The sequence below is a fragment of the Ruegeria sp. CL5 genome (assembly GCF_056536485.1).
Map to the genome: position 1 here is coordinate 81,306 of NZ_JBQFPS010000003.1, position 18,800 is coordinate 100,105.

Annotated in this window: 14 protein-coding genes; 9 read left to right on the top strand and 5 right to left on the bottom strand. The window is 54.4% G+C overall.

Annotated features, from left to right (window positions below):
- Positions 1-78 precede the first annotated feature (78 nt).
- Genes ACR0IU_RS06570 through ACR0IU_RS06580 form a run of 3 tightly spaced genes read left to right on the top strand, consistent with a single transcriptional unit; the run spans position 79 to position 7,413 of the window.
- Positions 79-1,818: a ShlB/FhaC/HecB family hemolysin secretion/activation protein gene (locus ACR0IU_RS06570; RefSeq protein ID WP_480715681.1), complete on the top strand. Its 1,740-nt coding sequence runs from the start codon at positions 79-81 to the stop codon at positions 1,816-1,818.
- Positions 1,763-5,458, top strand: coding sequence for a two-partner secretion domain-containing protein (locus tag ACR0IU_RS06575; RefSeq protein WP_480715682.1), 3,696 nt, complete (start codon positions 1,763-1,765; stop codon positions 5,456-5,458). Before ACR0IU_RS06570 ends, ACR0IU_RS06575 begins: the two co-directional genes overlap by 56 nt.
- 20 nt (positions 5,459-5,478) lie before the next feature.
- Positions 5,479-7,413, top strand: coding sequence for a caspase family protein (locus tag ACR0IU_RS06580; RefSeq protein WP_170543765.1), 1,935 nt, complete (start codon positions 5,479-5,481; stop codon positions 7,411-7,413).
- A 21-nt stretch (positions 7,414-7,434) separates the two neighbouring features.
- On the opposite strand, the gene ACR0IU_RS06585 is transcribed toward ACR0IU_RS06580, so the two are convergent.
- Entirely contained in the window at positions 7,435-8,490 is a 1,056-nt protein-coding gene (locus tag ACR0IU_RS06585; protein ID WP_480715683.1) for an OmpA family protein, read from the bottom strand.
- 150 nt (positions 8,491-8,640) lie between these two features.
- Between ACR0IU_RS06585 and ACR0IU_RS06590 the strand changes: the two genes are divergently transcribed.
- Positions 8,641-10,128, top strand: coding sequence for a caspase family protein (locus ACR0IU_RS06590; protein ID WP_480715684.1), 1,488 nt, complete (start codon positions 8,641-8,643; stop codon positions 10,126-10,128).
- Positions 10,129-10,142: 14 nt separating this feature from the next.
- Here the strand turns inward: ACR0IU_RS06590 and ACR0IU_RS06595 are convergent, their stop codons facing one another.
- The 4 genes from ACR0IU_RS06595 to ACR0IU_RS06610 form a co-directional block, all read right to left on the bottom strand.
- Positions 10,143-10,562, bottom strand: a complete 420-nt coding sequence (locus ACR0IU_RS06595) for a hypothetical protein (protein WP_480715685.1) — start codon at positions 10,560-10,562, stop codon at positions 10,143-10,145.
- Complete coding sequence (locus ACR0IU_RS06600; protein WP_319544428.1) at positions 10,559-11,260, bottom strand: hypothetical protein; 702 nt, start codon at positions 11,258-11,260, stop codon at positions 10,559-10,561. The genes ACR0IU_RS06595 and ACR0IU_RS06600 overlap by 4 nt, the downstream gene beginning before the upstream one ends.
- The gene (locus ACR0IU_RS06605) at positions 11,230-12,801 is read right to left on the bottom strand and encodes a caspase family protein (RefSeq protein ID WP_480715686.1); all 1,572 of its coding nucleotides are present in this window, start codon (positions 12,799-12,801) and stop codon (positions 11,230-11,232) included. The genes ACR0IU_RS06600 and ACR0IU_RS06605 overlap by 31 nt, the downstream gene beginning before the upstream one ends.
- A 328-nt stretch (positions 12,802-13,129) precedes the next feature.
- On the bottom strand, positions 13,130-14,695 hold the full coding sequence (locus tag ACR0IU_RS06610) for a sulfatase-like hydrolase/transferase (protein WP_480715687.1): 1,566 nt from the start codon (positions 14,693-14,695) through the stop codon (positions 13,130-13,132).
- Between the two features lie 216 nt (positions 14,696-14,911).
- On the opposite strand from ACR0IU_RS06610, the gene ACR0IU_RS06615 reads away from it, so the two are divergent.
- From ACR0IU_RS06615 to ACR0IU_RS06635, 5 genes are read left to right on the top strand one after another with little or no spacing between them, the layout of a single operon-like run.
- Positions 14,912-15,685: a DeoR/GlpR family DNA-binding transcription regulator gene (locus ACR0IU_RS06615; RefSeq protein ID WP_480715688.1), complete on the top strand. Its 774-nt coding sequence runs from the start codon at positions 14,912-14,914 to the stop codon at positions 15,683-15,685.
- Between the two features lie 18 nt (positions 15,686-15,703).
- Positions 15,704-16,492 (top strand): inositol monophosphatase family protein, encoded by a 789-nt coding sequence (locus ACR0IU_RS06620; RefSeq protein WP_480715689.1) that lies wholly within the window; start codon positions 15,704-15,706, stop codon positions 16,490-16,492.
- A complete protein-coding gene (locus ACR0IU_RS06625) occupies positions 16,493-16,624 on the top strand; it encodes a hypothetical protein (RefSeq protein WP_319544433.1) in 132 nt (43 codons plus the stop codon).
- Positions 16,621-17,382: an N-formylglutamate amidohydrolase gene (locus tag ACR0IU_RS06630; protein WP_480715690.1), complete on the top strand. Its 762-nt coding sequence runs from the start codon at positions 16,621-16,623 to the stop codon at positions 17,380-17,382. The genes ACR0IU_RS06625 and ACR0IU_RS06630 overlap by 4 nt, the downstream gene beginning before the upstream one ends.
- A complete protein-coding gene (locus ACR0IU_RS06635) occupies positions 17,367-18,728 on the top strand; it encodes a glutamine synthetase family protein (protein ID WP_480715691.1) in 1,362 nt (453 codons plus the stop codon). The genes ACR0IU_RS06630 and ACR0IU_RS06635 overlap by 16 nt, the downstream gene beginning before the upstream one ends.
- Positions 18,729-18,800: the final 72 nt, after the last annotated feature.

An 18,800-nucleotide genomic window follows, 5' to 3' on the forward strand; every position in this document is an offset into this window, starting at 1 on the left:
ATGGTAAATACAATCTTGCTTTGGCGTATACGCTGGGTTTTTCTGAGTACTGTTTCTCGCCGTCACCAAAGGTCACCAATGTCGAAGCTACTGCCTAAGAAGTTTCAGCGCCTCCAAAATATCAGCGTGATATTTTCACTTGCCGCCGGCAGCTTGAACATTCTTGCGGATAGCGCCTGGGCGCAAAGCGCGTCCAACATTGCGCCTTCGACGTTTCAGCCACAAAATCAGCAAAGCACTGGGCCAGTGACTGTGGCGCGGGATCCGGGTGCTCCGATCCCGGAGGGCGCGGACCGGTTATTCGTGACGGTTGGGCGGGTCGATATCGAAGGTGCTCTGCCACAGATGGAGAGTGCAAATACCGCCTTTGTTGAGCGGTTGTCGGGCAAGCGCGTCGCGGCGTCTGAAATCTTTGCGGCGACCAACCGTCTGGAAAGCGCGTACGCCAATGCCGGGTTTGTCCTAAGTCGTGTGGTTTTGCCGCAGCAGACTCTGCGCGACGGTGGAACCCTTCGCATTGTTGTGGTTGATGGGTTTGTCGAGCGTATCGATGCCCGGAAGGTTCCCGAACAAGTTCGCGACCGGGTGGTGGCGATCACTGAACCACTGATCGGCAAACGCGGTATCAGGCTGCAAGAGATTGAACGGGCACTATTGCTAGCGGGTGATACATTTGGAGTTCGGCTGGCATCGACCCTATCAGCCGGGGACGCCAGTGGCGGAACGATTCTAACACTGGACGGAGAATTCAAAGAAATTACCGGCTCATTTGGGTTCGACAACACATTATCGGATGAGCTTGGTCCCGTGAACCTGAGCCTGGGGCTTGAGATGAACGGTTTTCTCGATCTTGGAGAGACCTTCTACTTCAATGTGGGCGGGTCCCCTACGCGGTTTTTCTCGAGCGACCCTGAATACCGAATAGTCGCGGCAGGTACCGTATTCCCGATTGGCTATGATGGTCTGACGTTTAATGCAGAAGTAACATCCAGTAAGGCGCGCCCCGAAACAGACATTGTTCCGAATGAAAGCGAATTCGAGAGGTTGTCTCTGAGGCTGTATTATCCATGGATTCGATCGAGGCAGCTAAATCTGACATCGCAGCTGATCTTTGACCGTATCAGCGATTCTCAAGATTTGCTGATCGGATCAGATTCAGTCCCGGTATACGACGACGATACAAGCGTCTTGCGCGCAACATTAGATGTTACGCGAAACTATGATAATGGGGCATTCTTGCGCGGCAGTGCTATCCTGTCTCGTGGGTTAGATGCATTTGGAGCCAGCACATCGGTCGGGCCTGATGAAGCACCTTTGTCTCGGCAGGGTGCCAGTGCTGAATTCACCAAACTCGTTTTGGCCGGTCAGTATCAGCGCCCGATAAATGCCAATTGGTCGTTGAATCTAAGCGGCCGCATTCAATCTAGTTTTGGCGATCCGCTGGTTACATCAGAGCAGTTCAGCGTCGCCAGCTCCAGCGAGCTGTCAACGTTTGACGCGGGCTCGCTACGTGGTGATGATGGTTGGGTCGTGCGGTCCGAAGTGGGACGATCTCAACAGATTGAACTCGCCGGAGTTCCGCTGCTGTTGAAGCCCTATATCTTTGGTGCTTATGGGGAACTGGGATTAGAACAGCCTACGATATTTGAGCAAAGCACCACCACGGCCTATTCCTATGGGATCGGCGCTGATTTGTTTGTCATTGAAAACTCGACCTATAAGTCGGGTTCGTTACGAGTTGAGTATGGGAGAGGTGAACGCGATGACCTGGGAGCTGATGGAAACCGCTTCAGTATCGTTGCGAGCCGGAGATTCTGAGCGCACCGACAAGATACTTCGGACTGCGATAGTTTCAGCCACGGCATTGCTTTGGGGCACGACTGCGATGGCGCAGTCCTTGCCCACAGGTGGTTCCGTGGCCGCAGGCAGTGCGACAATATCGCAGCCCAGCGGCACACAACTGGACATAACTCAAAATTCAGACACCGCTATTGTGAACTGGGACGGATTTTCGGTCGGTTCCGGTTCGACAGTTAATATTCATCAGCCCAGACAGCAGAGCGCGATCCTGAACCGGGTGATGGGTGATACCACTAGCCAAATCCACGGGCAGCTGAATGCGAACGGGCGGGTGTTTCTCGTCAACCCCAATGGCATTTTCATCGGGCCGAACGGTCATGTAAATACAGGCGGATTTGTAGCCTCGACCCTCGCTATCTCGGATGATGATTTTTTGAACGGGAGATATCGTTTCGAAGGTAGCGGAAATTCAGCTTCGGTTGAGAATGCCGGAACGATCTCCATCGTTCCCGGTGGCTATGCGGCGCTGATCGGCGGCAAGGTATCTAACTCGGGCTTGATCAGGGTGCCATTGGGCAAGGTCGGTTTGGGTGCCGGTGAACAGGTAACCCTAGACGTCTCAGGCGATGGATTTTTGCAGGTGGCGGTTCCATCGGACAGCGATGATGCCACGATGGAGGCCTTGGTCACCAATTCGGGGCGGATCGAGGCTGAGGGTGGTCTGGTTCATCTGAAAGCAGCCAGCGCGCGCGATGCCGCGCGGCAGGTGATCAACATGTCTGGAGTGATTGAGGCGAAATCCGTTGGAGGCGTTTCCGGCGCGGTTGTGCTGGGTGGCTCGGGCGGTGCGGTGCATGTCAGCGGGACCATCGACACCTCGGCGCGTGAGACGCTGGTGGCCAGTTCGCCCCGGCCTGTGGTGCGGCCGCAGACGGGCGGCGACATCACCATCACCGGCGAGGCGATTGCGTTGGCGGGTGCCACGCTGGATGCCAGCGGCGCAGGCGCGGGCGATGGCGGATCGATCCGTGCGGGCGGCGATCTGCAGGGCCAGGGCGACCTGCAGCGGGCGCAGACCACTACGGTCGATGCGGACAGCCAGTTGATCGCTGATGGCGGCAGCCATGGCAATGGCGGGCAGATCATCGTGTGGTCAGATTATGAAACCACGTTTTCAGGCTTCAACTCGGCCCGCGGCGGCGATCAGGCTGGCGATGGCGGCTTTGCCGAGGTGTCAGGCAAAGAGGTGCTGACCTACCGGGGCCTCACCGACACGCGGGCACCGGTCGGAACCCACGGTACGCTGCTGCTCGATCCGTCGAATATCGCGGTCAATTCCAGCGGTGCGGCGGGGACGATTGATCCGGGAACCATCGTTTCCAATCTGGGGCTGGGCGATGTGACCATCACGACGGCCGGAACCGGGGCGTTGATCCCAGGAAGCGGGCCACCAGTCGATCTGGGCGGCCCCGATGGGGAGCCTGGCAACATCACTGTCGAAGAGGCGATCACTTGGGGCACTGCATCCGACCTGACGCTGGTTGCGGACAACGATATTGATATCAACGCCGCTATTACAGCGCCTGATGGCGGATTAACGATCGATGCGGTTGGTGACGTTGTAACCGGCTCTGGCGGTGCAATCGATGTTGCGTCGTTCACTCTGGAAAGCGGCTCATGGGATCAGAACGGCGGCGCGATTCCGTCCTTTTCGGCAGGCGATTTCTCGATCACGGACGGGGCCACATTCCTGAGGGCGCTGGGTGGTAGCGGAACTGCCGCCAGCCCCTATCAGTTGACGGATGTATATGGCCTGCAAGGAATAGACAGCACGGGGCTGGATGCTGACAGCTTTGAATTGGTGAACAACATCGATGCGTCTGTCACATCCGGCTGGTCCGGAGGATTTGACCCAATCGATACTTTCTCGGGGTCATTGGATGGAAATCGGTTTGCGATTGATGGGTTAAATATTGATCGGGGCGGTAGCACTGCCATGTTCGGAATTATCGAAACATCGGGATCAGTTTCCAACTTGTCCGTAACCGATGCAGATATAGATGGCGAAAACGCGGCTGTTTTGGCTGTGTTCAACGACGGTTTGATAAGCGGGGTCTCAGTCGATGGATCGGTTACTGCCGAAGGCGCGGGTGGCGGATCTGTGGCGGCAGGTTTGGTTGTTACGAACACCGGTACAATCGAAGACAGTTTTAGTACAGCTAGAGTCGAATCCATCTTTCCTATCGACGCGTCCAGTACATTCTTATCCGCGGCAGGACTAGTCGGTGACAATGTCGGGATTATCGAAAGGTCTAACAGTTCCGGCCCCGTCATTTTGTCCAGTCAAACGGGTGGTGGAGACGCTATTGGCGCGGGTTTGGTGACGTTTAACAGGGGTATTATCCGAGATTCATACTCCACATCAGACATTACGGCCGTCAATATTGATGATACCGTAACCATCGGTGGCCTTGTGGTCGACAACGAAACAGACCCTGATTTTGGAACTGTCGGTACGATCGAACGCACATTTGCGACTGGCGACATAACCTCTGGCGGGTTGGCGTCGACAACCTTCGGCGGTCTGGTCGTCTTTAACGATCCCTCAGCCTCGGTTACGGCTTCATTCTGGGATAGCCAAACTACGGGGGTCAGCACCAGTGACGGTGGCACTGCACTGACCACATCGCAGCTGCAGGACACCGAGAGCTTTTACCGACGCGCCTCTTCTCTGGGATGGGATTTCACCAGCGTGTGGGCACCGGGAACCGGCAGTACAAACCCTGCAAATTACACAACTTCGCCCGTGCTCTTCGCCATACCTGACGATGTTGCCGTCCCGGCCGGCGAGACATCTAGCGCCTCAACGACGGGTACGGTCTATGGTGGGCCATCGCTTTATCGGTTTGGTCCGGCATCCGATACGCTGAATACTTCCAGCGTTTTCAGTCCGTTGAATTTCGCCAGCACTTCACCCGGGGCGACGACCTTTACATTGGGCAGAAGTTCTGTGACCAGCAGCGGCGGGCAGGTCTTTACGATTGCCGCTTTGCCGGGGGCGGCCGTCATTACAAACGGCACGATTATTACAGTTCCTCCGACGCCTACAATTGAGGTTACGCCGACCGTCGACACTACAATCACCGGCGGAGGTGGCGGAGGCACAGCCGTGACAACTGTCGCCGAGGCAGAAGCCGCGCTGGGGACAGTCGAAAATGTGTCGCAGGAATTTGACGAAGAGATTGCATCCTGTGCCAGTAGTGGTGAAAGCGTTAGCGAATATCTTGCCTGTCTGGCCCAAGCGATGGATGAGTATGCTGCCGATCTAGATGGGATCGTTAAGGGCCTACCACCGGGACTGGATTCCGTTGGGGATATCATTCGCGGTGCCAGTGCCGGTATCCGCGAAACTGGCGAAGAAGCCAGCCGCCGTCTGTCGCTTGCCACGACCGCAGAGGAACGCAACGCGATTCGACGCGAAGCCGTCCAGCAGGCACGGCGTCAAATTCGTCAGGCTCAGAGGGAGATCCGAAAAGCTATCACGTTGATAAGAGCAAGCGATCCCGAACTTGCCATCATCCAGAACCAGCAGGTAGAAACGATAGTGGCGGCTGTTGGTCAGGCGGAAATCGGACTGACGCGCGCCATCGGTCTCTAAGACGTCGGAGAACTTAGCCAGTGTACCTGAAACGTTGCCTCGCGGCGCTTCTACTGTTGATGTTCGGTGCTTCAATGGCACTGGCTGACAAACGTGTTGCGCTAGTCATCGGCAACTCGGACTACTTGTCGGTGAGCCCGCTGGATAACCCGATCAACGATGCGTCCGATCTGGCCATCGCGCTTGAAGGGCTCGGGTTTGAGGTGTTTCTGGGCACCGATCTGACGCATGATGAAATGCTGTCACTCGCAGAATCTTACGGTGCAACTGCGGCGGATTCCGATGTGTCGCTGCTTTTTTATGCAGGCCATGGGTTTCAAGTGGGCGGGCGCAATTATCTGGTCCCAGTTGATGCTCAGATCACGGAACCGGATGACATTCCGGAACAGACGATTCAGATGGACGAATTCGTTAGCCGAATGGAACGGTCAGACGGTATTCGACTGGTTTTTCTTGATGCCTGTCGCGACAATCCTTTTGTAGGCACCGGGATTGAGGTTGGCGGTGACGGGCTGGCACGTGTTGGCAGCGCCGCGGATTTCATGTTTGCTTATGCGACCCAACCTGACAACGTGGCCTATGACGGCACCGGTCGAAACAGTTTTTTCACCGAAGCGTTGCTGAGCCATATCTACACGCCCGGACAGGACATCTCGGATCTGATGATTTCGGTCCGCAAGGATGTTCTGGCTTCAACGGGGGGACGTCAAATTCCTTGGGACAACTCGTCTTTGACGCGGCAGTTCCGTTTTGACAACAGCCCCGTTACTGCCTCGGAAGAGACGTTGCTGTGGCAGGTTGCGGCTAATGCGCAGGATGCCTCGCTCATGCAGCTTTACATAGATCGCTACCCGCAAGGCGCACATGTGAACGAAGTTGTGGCATTTCTGGACCGGGCAGGGCAGGCGCAAACGCTGACCCGCGCGGTGACCGTCGAAGAGGAAGACGAGCAAGCCGAGCGTCTTTGGAAACTTGCACAGCGCAGCCGCATGCGCCCGCTGCTCGAATTCTATCTGGAGCAATACCCCAACGGTGCTCATGCCGGTCAGGCGCAGCGCTTAATTTCATCAATTCCGCGCCCCGAAGACAGTACCCCGGGCGGTATATGTGAACGTCTTGCGACCCATCCCCGAGACCGAACGGCCAGCATCCCTGGGGTGCCATTCAGCCGCCTTCAGGAAAACGCATTGACGGCTATACAGGCCTGCAGTGCTGCCACTGCGCAGACGCCTGATCTGTCGCACTACGTAGCCTTGTTGGCGCGGGCAACCATTGCTGCAGGGGATGTGGATCGCGCCGTTACGCTTTACAAGCAGGCGGCTGAGGCAGGTGACTTGCGGGCGATGGTTTCGCTGGCGCAACTGCATGAAAGCGGAACAGGGGTGCCACAGGATCAAGACATGGCGCTGTCTCTCTACGAACGCGCGGCAGAAGGCGGCAGTTTTGACGCCATGATCAATCTGGCTGTGACACTATTCGAAGGGAATATCGTGCCTAAGGACGAGGCGCGCGCGATCGCGCTATTGCAGCAAGCCGCCGAAGGTGGATCAGCCAAAGCAACCTTCAACCTTGGTGTGCTGGCGCAGGATGGGGTTTCCGGAGAGCCAACAGAGGCGCTGAACTACTTTGAGAAAGCCGCGCGCGATGGTGAATATCAGGGGTATCTGGCGGCGGCGATCTTGTTGGATGAGGGGCGTGGCGTTGCACAAGACCCCGTCGAAGCAGCCCGCATGTTGCTGCGGGGTGCGGCAGAAGATAACGGCACGATTGTGAACCAGTTGTCACTGGCCTCGGATCAGTGGACACGGGACACTTTGATGGAAGTGCAAAAACTGCTGCAAAAAGCCGGCTACTACTCCAGTACCATCGACGGTGTGCCAGGACCGAATTTCATTTCAGCCCTGCAACAATGGCGCAGCGGCGGTTTCAAACCGATTATTTTGGCCGGGGATTGAGCCCTTGTTCTTCAATTTCGGTTAATTCACCGGCACAAATTCGATCCGACGATTGCGCCGTTTGCCTTCGGCCGTATCGTTTGAAGTCACAGGACGGCTTTCACCATAGCCGACGGTTACAAGACGTTCGGGTGCGATACCCTGATTGACCAGATAGGTGTTGACGGCCTGCGCGCGACGTTCGCTGAGCACCCGATTTGCTGAATCTGAGCCGTCACTGTCTGTATGGCCTCCGATCTCGATTGTCAGTTCAGGGCAGCGATCAACGATATTGTGCAGGTTGGTCAGCAGCGGGATGGACGCATCTGACAAGCGGGCGCTGCCCGAATTGAAGTAGATGTTGCCTGTACGCGAAAGAATCTCCATGCGGCCTTCACAGGCTTCGCGGTCAAGATTGCCTTTGGTTTCAAGCGCTGCGGCCCCGGGGGTCGTCGATGCCGCGACAAGTTGCGGAGGGGTGCCCGCTTGCGCCCGGTCGAACACGAAGCCAAAGCTGACGAAACCGAAGGGCAGGATGTCAACGCCCGCAGCCTCTTGCAGTTTGCTCCGCCCTTCCTCGAGGTTGAAATCGGTCAGCGCGATTGCAATCGGTGTAGTATTTGCCACTGCGACACGGTCATTGTCGACCAATGTGATGGCAACCTGCGCGACACCATCCTTTGTTACGCCGTGCAGCGACAAGGTATAGGGCAGGTCAATGATTTTGTGACGTGCCTGATGCAGGTCAACCAACTTTTCGGGTGGTAGCTGCGCTGAGATGACAGCCTCAGGGTAATTGAAGGTCTCAAAAAACAGAAACCGCATGCGCACATTGCGCAGATCAATGTTGGTATCGACACTGTCCATCAGAACCCTGATCTCAGCGGCACCATCCGGGTTGATCACACCTGTGAGCGTTGCAAAGCCACTGTTTTCAGCTACCGAATTTTTCTTAACGGACAAAAACTGCAATTCGGAGGTTTCGGCATCAAGCGTCCAGCCATGCTCAAATGGATCAGCGCTCTGTGCCGATGCGGCATTCGAAAGTACCAAGAGCGCGATGGCAATAAGAACTTGCATCAAGGTTGAGCGTGGCATGTGTGAACCTCTTCCTATGCTTGATACTCAAATCGGAATATGTCAGTCCGTGGCCATAATAAAGCCAAAAGACACATATAACCAATTTCTAGCTGGCTTGATGTCTCGGCGTCACGGATATGCTAGGATGATGGTGGCAAAGGATCTGGCGTGTTTCGCATTTATTACGTTCTGATTGCGATGATATCGATATCATGGGCTGCTCAGGCAGGGGCTGAGACGCGTATTGCGCTTGTGATTGGGAATTCTGCCTATGGTTCGGTCTCGCCGTTGGACAATCCGGTCAAGGACGCAAAGCTGATTTCGGAAAAGCTAACTGACCTTGGCTTTGATGTCCGAAATCTGACGGACAGTAATCAGATTGAGATGAAAAGGGCGATTTCCCAGTTTGGCCGCGACCTGCGTCAAAGTGGTGAAGATGCGGTCGGGCTCTTTTACTATGCCGGACATGGCGTACAGTCATTTGGTTCGAATTACCTGCTGCCGGTCGATATCTCACTCAGTGATCCGGCTGATCTGGACTTGATGGCAGTTGAAGCGCGTTCTGTCCTGCATCAAATGGCATCAGCACATAACAAGACCAATATCGTCATTCTTGACGCTTGTCGGAACAATCCATTCGAAAGTCTTTCGAACATGGATGACAATGGCCTGGCCGAGATGAAGGCCCCGACGGGCACTTTTCTTGCCTATGCCACCGATCCCGGTGGGGTTGCACTGGACGGCGAAAAAGGCAACAGCCCGTTCACACTCAGTCTGGCAGAACATATCGAAACACCGGGCATGGCCATCGAACAGTTGTTCAAAAAAGTTCGCGTTGACGTACTGCAAGAAACGCGCGGCCTGCAAACCCCTTGGGATACATCGTCTTTGACACAGGATTTTGCATTCTCACCGCAGATCCAAACGCAAATTGCCAAAAATCAAAGTGAAGATGAACTGTGGCAGGAAGCGATTACCACACGCGACCCTGTTCAAATTATGCTCTTCATGCGGGCGTATCCCAATAGTTCGCGTGCCGAAGAGGCTAGCAGTCTTTTGCAAACGGTTATGGCAGAGTCCTTTGGGACATCCCCGCTGCTTGGAGCGAATGCACCTGAGCAGCAGGAGGAAGTTGCCGAGGCTAATGAGACAGAACGCCTGATGTATGAGCTCGCTCTGGCAGACGATACCGTTCACGCCTACGAAGTGTATTTGCAGAGCTTTCCCGAAGGTGTGTTTTCGAACAAAGCGGAGGACCGTCTGGCGGCCCTGAGGTTTGGACAGGAATCCGTGACACGTAAGACTGCGCCCGATTCCGACGTGTCAGAGCCCCAAGGCGGGGTTGATGCGTCAGCAGATGTGCTGGTTACGCTGGACTCTCTGCTTGATTTTGGAAACGCGTATGTACGCGGGCAAACCATCAATCAACTGGTGGTGGGCACGCCACAATTTCCGCCAATCGAGGGGTTGCCGGACGAGTTGTGGAAAGACCAGAACTGCTCCAATTGCCATCAATGGACACCCGAAGCCCTTTGCGATCAAGCACAGACCTACGTGAATCGCCCCGAGGCCGGGAATGTTACCAAACAACACCCCTATGGAGGTGGCCTAAAGGTCAATCTCCGCCGCTGGGCTCTTGGTGGGTGCCAGGGTTAATGCGCTGAGGCGGATCAACCCGACAGTTTGGCAAGATCGGCACTCAGGGCGCGGGCTTCAGCGATGCTCTTTTGTAATGCTGCCAGTTTAGCATCCGGGGTTGCACCGGTAGGCGCGTCATTCAGCACACGGTCGATGCGGGCAGCCGTTGCGGCGTCGCCCCCTCCGATTGCATCGCGCTGTTGAAGAATATTCAACTTCAACTGTGCCAATTCGGATTCAGAATTCCGGATTTGCGCGGCGAGGGCTTCGTTGCGCGCCTCTGCGGTGGCCACATCCCACTCGGCAGCAGCGATGCGATCATCATAGGCTCCGGTTGTGATACCTGAGACTCCGGCAAAGAAACCGCCGTCCGCCGGATCGGTCGTGGTCTGACATCCGGCCAGCAATAGGCAGGGCAGGGCGGCGAAACGAGTTGCTGTGCCTTTCGTCATAGCGAAGATGCCAGATCGTTTGCGATCCCGCGCATTTGCGTGATCTGGTTCGATAGGGCTGCTAAATCTCCGTCAATCGGTGAGGCGGTCTGACCGCGTTTAATCGTCAGGTTCCGGGCCTCATTGAATTCAGCCTGACGTTTGGTAGCTCCGTCAATTGCAAGCTCCATCTGAGCAAGATTGCCATTAGCCTCGGCAAGCTCTTTTGTGACCTCCGCCTGATCGGCTGTGCCCGCTGCTACGCTGGCGTTCAGTGCATCAAGTTCGGCTCTTTGCGCCGCAAGAACCTGGTTCATAACGTTCAGCGTCGTTTGCATTTCACTGGCATTGCGATCCAGATCTTTTTTGATTTGCCTCAGACGTGCCTCGCGGCCAGCATAGTTGCGCTGAACGAAGGCGACGTAGGTTCCGGCCAGGGCACCCGCCCCGAGGCCAACTGAAATACCTGTCCCAATATCGTCACTACCGCCAAGGCCAAATCCGATCGCGCCACCGGTGACACCACCTGCAATGGCACCTTGCAGGATTGTTTTCTGCATCGCCGCGGCCTGTTTCGCCAGATCGGCCTCAGCCTGTGTTGCTCCCGTGGAGCCAGTCGCAGGGGCCGAGGTCTGACTGCTATCCCCGCAAGCCGAGAGGGCAAGAGATACCGCAACAAGTGCAGCACCTATTCGGGAGGGATGAGATCGGTCAGCCATTGGTAACTTCCTTTTCTACTATCTTCTGCCTGCGAAACGTGCCGCAAAAAAAGAGCTGCGTCGTTCTTCATTCGCGCATCGGCGATGTTCAGATCCCGCGGTGCTGATGCTTTGCTTATTATTGACGCATCGATGCCAGGAGGGAAGAAGATGACAGCGCGATTTAGAACTTCTTCGTAGTAGCTTCGGCTTTGGTCTAGACGGCGCAAGATGATTCCGCGCGATCGATAGATATCATAAATGTCGTTGCGCGCCTGTTGCAAAATGGGCAAGGCGTTTGCGTCGGTACGGGCAATATCCTCGATTTGCCGCAATGCATCTTCGGCGATACCAAGCGTGCGTTCCAGGCTGCGCAACGCCACAATATCGGTGCGTAGTCTTTGCAGCGTGGTGGTGGCCAGAAAAATCGACACTTGCGCCGCGTCTTGAAGCAGGCGGTCAGCCGAGGCAGTTTCGCGTTCTGGCAATTGGCTACGATAATTGTCCAATGCCGGGCCTAGATCGCGCGTCTGGGGGTCATTCAAATACCCCAGAGCTACCAATGCCGAGGCAATTTTGTAGGGATCGGCTTCGGTTAGCGAGGCGTTGATCGGCGCCAGCGAAGCTGCTGGTTCCGGTAGGGGAGCGGCTATCCTTTCGCGCGCAAATGAAGCAAACAATCCCTCCGGGTGGGCCTCTAGGTATCCCTCGAAATCCTGTGCATCTGAACTGGAGGCGATGCGCCGCCAATGTTCCAGATCAATAGTGTATTCGTCCTTAGGGGCACTGCCAGTCAGAACCGGCGCAAAGCTGTACTCATCCAGAACGGATTCCTCGACCCAGGGAATTTGGCGTCCATCTGTCTCAAGAACGACCTGTTGGCGTACGCGACCCAACATCAGTCGAACGTCCAGATTGGGTGTCGCAATGTGATCGAGAAGACCCGAGGTGAAAACGCTGTTTTCTTCCAATCCATCATAGGCCACATTGCCGGGGTCAGTGGCATAAGCGATCAGCAAACCGGCTCCGCCACGAATTCTGACCAACCCATTTTCGACCATCCCACTTTCGGTAAACGGGTTGTTGCGACAAGCGTCCAAGAGCAAGATCCCGATATCTGGTCCGGCCCTGGACATCACATCGCGCACCAAATCTAGGGTCATCGAGCTTTGCTTGAGTGCCGATAGATCGTTGCCTGCAAAATCTGTGCCAATCAGATGGTTTTCTCCTCCGATCTGAACACCGTGTCCGGCGTAGAAGAAGACCGCCATCTCAGCACCCTTCGCTAAGACGCCGAATTTCTCTACCGCCCTTTGCATGGCTTCTGCGTTCTGATCTGTGGCTTGGGTGACGGAAAATCCAAGCTCCTCCAGTGCAGCGCTCAAGGCTGCGACGTCATTTGCGGGATTGCGCAATGACATTTCTGGGGCTTCATAGTTTGAATTGCCGATTAATAATGCCACACGCTCTTGGGCATATACCTGCGTCGCAAAAAACAAGACGTTCAAGAACGTCATTATGAGAAAAATGCTAGTTGGCTTGGCCGGATGGAGCGGGCTCATGCAGCTAGGTTAGCGCAATAGATTGAAAATTTACAAATGGAGTTTGTATGGTTTGGTTCGCCCGCAAGCTATTCTAATAGATCGGCTCCATTGAAACTCTTTTGACCGCAAAAATCGCTGAGATCAAAGACAGTACCGTCAAAGTGCAGAGTGAGCACAAACCTTGGGGAAAGCTCTGCATTCATGTTGCTCCAGAATGATTTTTGTTGCGCCAGGTCTAAGCAAGATCAGCATTGAGGCCGCAATTCCTGTAAACGATGACTGATCTAATGGAAGAATTCACGCCAGATTGCTGACTCTACTACCATTTGAGCACCACGCGGTAAAATTAAGAGGCTTTCCCACTCTTATCCACTTGTGATGCCAGCTGCGAAGGATGGAGGGGCCCGTCCGAAGTAATCATCCAATTGGACAAGGTTTTGTCCATGTGACGCATGCGATGCCGTAACATCTCCTGCGTCATTTGGGTGAGGACCTGCGAAAACTCAGGTCGTTCTGCGACGTTTTCCATTTCGCCTTTGCCTTTGTGGTCAAAAAGCAGGGGTGGTAGGTCGGCTCCGAACTGGACAAGTGTGAACCGATCATTGCGCAGAATGCCAAGACAGCTGTCCGAGATGTCCGTGCCAAGCGTCTTCTGCCAAAGGGTTGGCGCGATAGGGTCCGCAAAGTCGAGCTCAGAGAAAGAATAATTGCGCCAGTTCTCTGGTAGGTTCCCCTCAAGGAACGGCGTCAATGTTATGCCATTCATTGCGTCATGAGCTGGTTGCCCAACCCAATCGAGGATCGTTGGGACAATATCGATGCTCTCCGTTGGTTTCGAGATCTGTGCGCCTTCGGCACCGCCCGGCATCCTGACAATCAGGGGTGTATGGTATGCCGCGTCATAGACCGACATCTTACCCCAACTATGATGGTCACCCAGCATCTCGCCATGATCGGCTGTGACTACCAACAATGTGTTGTCGTATTGGCCGCTGTCTTTCAGAAACTGCACGACACGACCGATGTGGTGATCAACTTCGGTTGCGAGGCCCAGATAGATAGACCGAAGGGTCGCGACGACCTCGTCAGTTGGCTCGAGTTCGGGGAAGCCTTCAACAAATCCTTCAACAGCACTGTTAGCTCTGGCAGGTGCGAAGAACGGATGGAGCGCGTCTTCTGCTTGTGCTGAAGCATGGCGCGTTGGATTCGGCAGTTTGGCCGGATCATACATTTGGTTGTAAGGGGTTGGCGCGACCAGCGGCGGATGTGGTCGTAGATAAGTAAGATGGGCGAACCATCCTTTGTCCTGATCTGCATAAGCCGGCATGGTTTCCAGAAACCGGTCAGTCAGAAATGCTGTGTCGCTGTCTTCTGCAGCATAGAGCGCAGGATCATTCAGTTTCGGGGCGTCCCCGGTTGGCGAGACGGGTTTAAAAACATCAAAATAGTCGTCGAAAACATATCCTTTGTTCTTAAGGTGTGATCGCCAGGGAAAAGACATCTCCATGCGCATTTCCACCATTTCCTGAAAACCTGGCAGGTGAAACTCGTAAGAACGCAGAGCCGGATCATTGGCGTCAAATACACGCGGGTCCTGCGAGGTGTCGGTATATCCAAAAAGCATAGGAAGATAGCCTGCCTTGCGCATCTCTGATGCGATCGAAGGCGTGTCGTGGCGAAGAGGCGTGCCGTTTCGAACCGAGCGGTGGTTCATCGCATATTGCCCCGTCAGCAGCGATGCTCGCGATGGCCCGCATGGATTTGTAACCGAGAAATGACGGGTGAAGGTGACGCTGTCTTTCATCAGCGCCCGCAAATGGGGTAGATCAACGTGGTTCGCCAGCGCACCAAACACACAATCAGCCCGCATCTGGTCGGTGATAATAAAAAGGACGTTTCTTTTGTCGTGCATCTTTTGACGCTCCAGATGAATTGACCGACGGCTCAGTTGATGTCAGGAATCTAGCTGTTGTGATTCTAACTTGCTTGTGCCGAGCAAAGAATGCGCTGCACGCCCCGTCAAAATCCACATTAAACATCAAAAATCAACATATGGACGCAAGAATTGTTGCGTTTGTAAAAAATTGTGGGATAACGTGGGGGCTGCGAGGGATATTGTGGAAAGCGGATGTCGCAGACACACCGAGAAATTGAGCTTCTTGAAGCGCTAAGGCGCCTGGGTGGCTCTGCGCGGAACACAGATCTGGCGAAAGCGCTCGACGTTTCCGAGGAAACAGTACGGAGAACAATCAAGTCCCTTTCCAAAACCGCACTGGTGGCCCGCGTGCGTGGTGGTGCTTATTTGGTGGGCACACAGAACGACCCCAGCTTTTTTCGGCGCATTACTCAGCGCCCGACAGAAAAGCGGCTGATTGCCAATGTCGTTAGTACGCTAGTCTCTGACGGCATGACCCTTTTTCTTGATGTTGGATCGACCACTGCATTTGTCGCGGAAGAACTGCGACGGCATCAAAACCTGACAATAGCTACCAATTCGATTGGAGTGGCCCAGACACTGGTCAACGTGAATGGTAACCGGGTGCATATTCTTGGTGGAGAAATGCAGGCCAATGAGCGTGGTGCCTTTGGTCACGTAACCCACAGACAGGCCCAGCGACTGGTATATGACATGGCGATCCTCAGTACGGATGCCGTTTCACCACGCCGAGGCTTTTTGTATCACAGCAATGCAGAGGCAGAGCTTGCGCAGATCGTGGCGGAATGTGCCGACCAGATTCTGATTGCATTCGACCACGGCAAACTCAGCGAATCTGCGCCCTTTGTAGGACCCGCCCCGCGCCAGATTAGTCATATTGTGACCGATAAAGCGCTTAGTAAGGCACTCGCGCAATCACTGGATGCCTGGGGTATCAAAGCAGTAATTGCAGATGGATCGTATTGAATGTTGAGCCCTTCAGAAATGGTTAGATCGACTACGGACGGGAAAACACATGCAGAGCATGCGACGCAGATTGCAGCTTTGGCCGCTGACGCAGCTCGGGGTTATTTTCGTGGCCGCTTGGGCGTTGAATTCAAAACCGATGAAAGCCCTGTGACTCAGGCAGATAAAGGCGTCGAAACCATCGTGCGTGCCTACCTGGCTGAGCACTTTCCAGAAGATGGAATATTTGGTGAAGAACAGGGTGCCGAGGGGTTGAATCGTGATCATGTCTGGATCATCGATCCGATTGACGGCACCCGTTCGTTTCTGTCAGGCCATCCATTGTTTGGCTTCTTGTTGGGTTTGCTTGTTAAGGGTGAACCTTTGCTTGGCGTGATTGGAATGCCCGCACTGAATGAATGTCTGCTTGGTATCAAAGGGCAAGGGGCCATGCTAAATGGCCAGTCGGTTTCAGTCAGTGAAACAGAGAGTTTGAGCCACGCAGTATTCTTCGTGAATGAAGGAGATAAGATTTACCGTGATCACCCTGATTTGTTCGGAGATTTGATGCATTCCGGGCAAACCCGAAGGTTCGCCTACGATTGCTATCCCCATGCCCTGGTTGCGATGGGGCACGTTGATGCGGTTATTGACTATGACCTGCAACCTTACGATTTTCTTCCGGTTGCGGCTGTCATCGAAGCTGCCGGTGGTGTGATTACTGATTGGAATGGTAATCCGCTCAATCTGAATTCGGATGGTCGTGTGATATCAGCCGCGACGCCTGCATTGCATGCCGAGCTATTGGCCATGACCCAAGGACGCTAGATGGTAAATGGCAGATTTCTATTCGAATTTGTGCGCGTGGCGATGCTGATGGTTTTTGTCGTTCATATGGTGCGTCGTGGCACAAAGTTCAGCCTTGGTGCAAATCTGCACAGGGAGGTGGCAGGTGCATGATCGACCCGGTTGAGATATTGAATCCGAATGGCAAGGGTCGTGTCGTGTTGTTGTGCGAGCATGCAAGTTCCACAATACCCGAAGCTTATGACGGGTTGGGCCTTGCCGAAAAAGACAGGTTGAGCCACGCGGTTTGGGATCCTGGTGCACGTGAAGTTACATTGGCCTTGAGTGTCGCCCTGGATGCGCCCGCCATACTGTTACGGGTTTCGCGGTTGGTTTACGACTGTAACCGTCCACCAGATGCGCCAAGTGCGATACCGGAAAGGTCCGAGCTGATTGAGATTCCGGGAAATCAGAATCTGGACCAGTCACAGCGCGATGCAAGAATACAGTCTGTCTATGAACCATTCTGTGCGGCCGTGTCAGGCGTTTTGGAAGCCCGCAACAACGATCCGGTGGTTGTGACGATACACAGTTTTACGCCGATATATTACGGCGTAAAGCGTGCGGTCGAAATCGGGCTGTTGCATGATGAAGACAGTCGCTTGGCCGACGCGATGCTGGCGCGGAAAACTCTACTTTCGCATCGTCGGGTAGAACGGAATGAACCTTACGGACCCGGCGATGGGGTTACACATTCGCTCAGGTTGCACGCCCAGTCCCGTGGATTGGCGAATGTCATGATCGAAGTGCGCAATGATCTGATGCGCTCTCCGGAGGATGTGGCGGAGATCACGGAAGAGCTATTGACGCTTCTTCAACCTGCCATAAAGGAAATCGCTCATTTGGAGGAGTTGTCATGGGCGGAACGATGACTTTTGAGGACCTTCAAGCGAAGGTGCAAGACGGCGCAATCGATACTGTTTTGGTCTGTTTTGCAGATATGCAGGGACGTTTAATGGGGAAACGTTTCCACGCGGCGCATTTTGTTGCGGGTGCTTATGAGGAAACGCACTGTTGCAATTACCTGCTGGCAACTGATCTGGAGATGGGAACGCCGGATGGCTACGCTTCGACTTCCTGGGAGCGGGGCTATGGCGACTATGTTATGAAACCTGATCTGACCACGCTACGGCCGGTACCGTGGCTGGAAGGTACGGCACTCGTGCTGTGTGACATTCTTGATCACCACACCCATGAGGAGGTCCCTCATTCCCCGCGCGCGATGCTTAAATCACAGGTAAAACGCCTGAATGCGCTTGGATATGATGCGAAGATGGCGACCGAGCTCGAGTTTTTCCTCTTCGAAAAGAACTTTGATGAAATCCGCAAAAGCGGGTTTCGGGATCTGGCGCCGATATCGGGTTACAACGAAGATTATCACATATTCCAAACCACCAAAGAAGAACATGTGATGCGCCCGATCCGCAATCATCTGTGGAATGCTGGGATTCCGGTGGAAAATTCGAAAGGTGAAGCAGAGACCGGTCAGGAAGAGCTGAATATCAAGTATGCCTCAGCATTGGACACGGCGGCTTATCACACAATCGCAAAACACGCCGTCAAAGAAATCGCGTGGCAGCAAGGCCATGCAGCGACATTTCTGCCAAAATGGCACCATGACAAGGTAGGCAGTTCGTCTCACGTTCATCAATCGCTTTGGAAAGAAGGTTCAAATGCATTCTATGATCCAAGCGACAGCTTGGGCATGTCTGAGGTGATGAAGGCCTATACCGCCGGTTTGTTGAAGTATGCACCCGATTACACCTACTTCATGGCGCCCTACATCAATAGCTACAAACGGTTCATGAAGGGTACTTTTGCACCGACCCGCATCATTTGGTCGGTGGATAATCGTACTGCCGGATACCGACTTTGTGGCGATGGTACAAAAGCTATTCGTATTGAGTGCCGGATCCCCGGCTCTGATATGAACCCCTATCTTGCCATGGCAGGCATGCTTGCCGCAGGTATTGCAGGTATTGAACAGGGCCTAGAGCTTCAAGCTCCAACCAAAGGTGACGTATATCAGGGAGAATCCGGGATGATTCCGGGTAATCTTCGCGAAGCGCGTGACGCGTTACACGCATCTACGATGCTTCGCGCGGCTTTGGGCGACGAAGTCATCGACCACTATGTGCGCGCTGCTGAGGTGGAGATCGAAGAATTTGAACGTGTTGTGACTGACTACGAGATCGCGCGCGGATTTGAGCGGGCATAGCTCCGTATTGCCCTCGGAACATCGCTCGTTGGGTTTATGGGACTTTCTTTGAATAGACGGGGTGGAATCCCT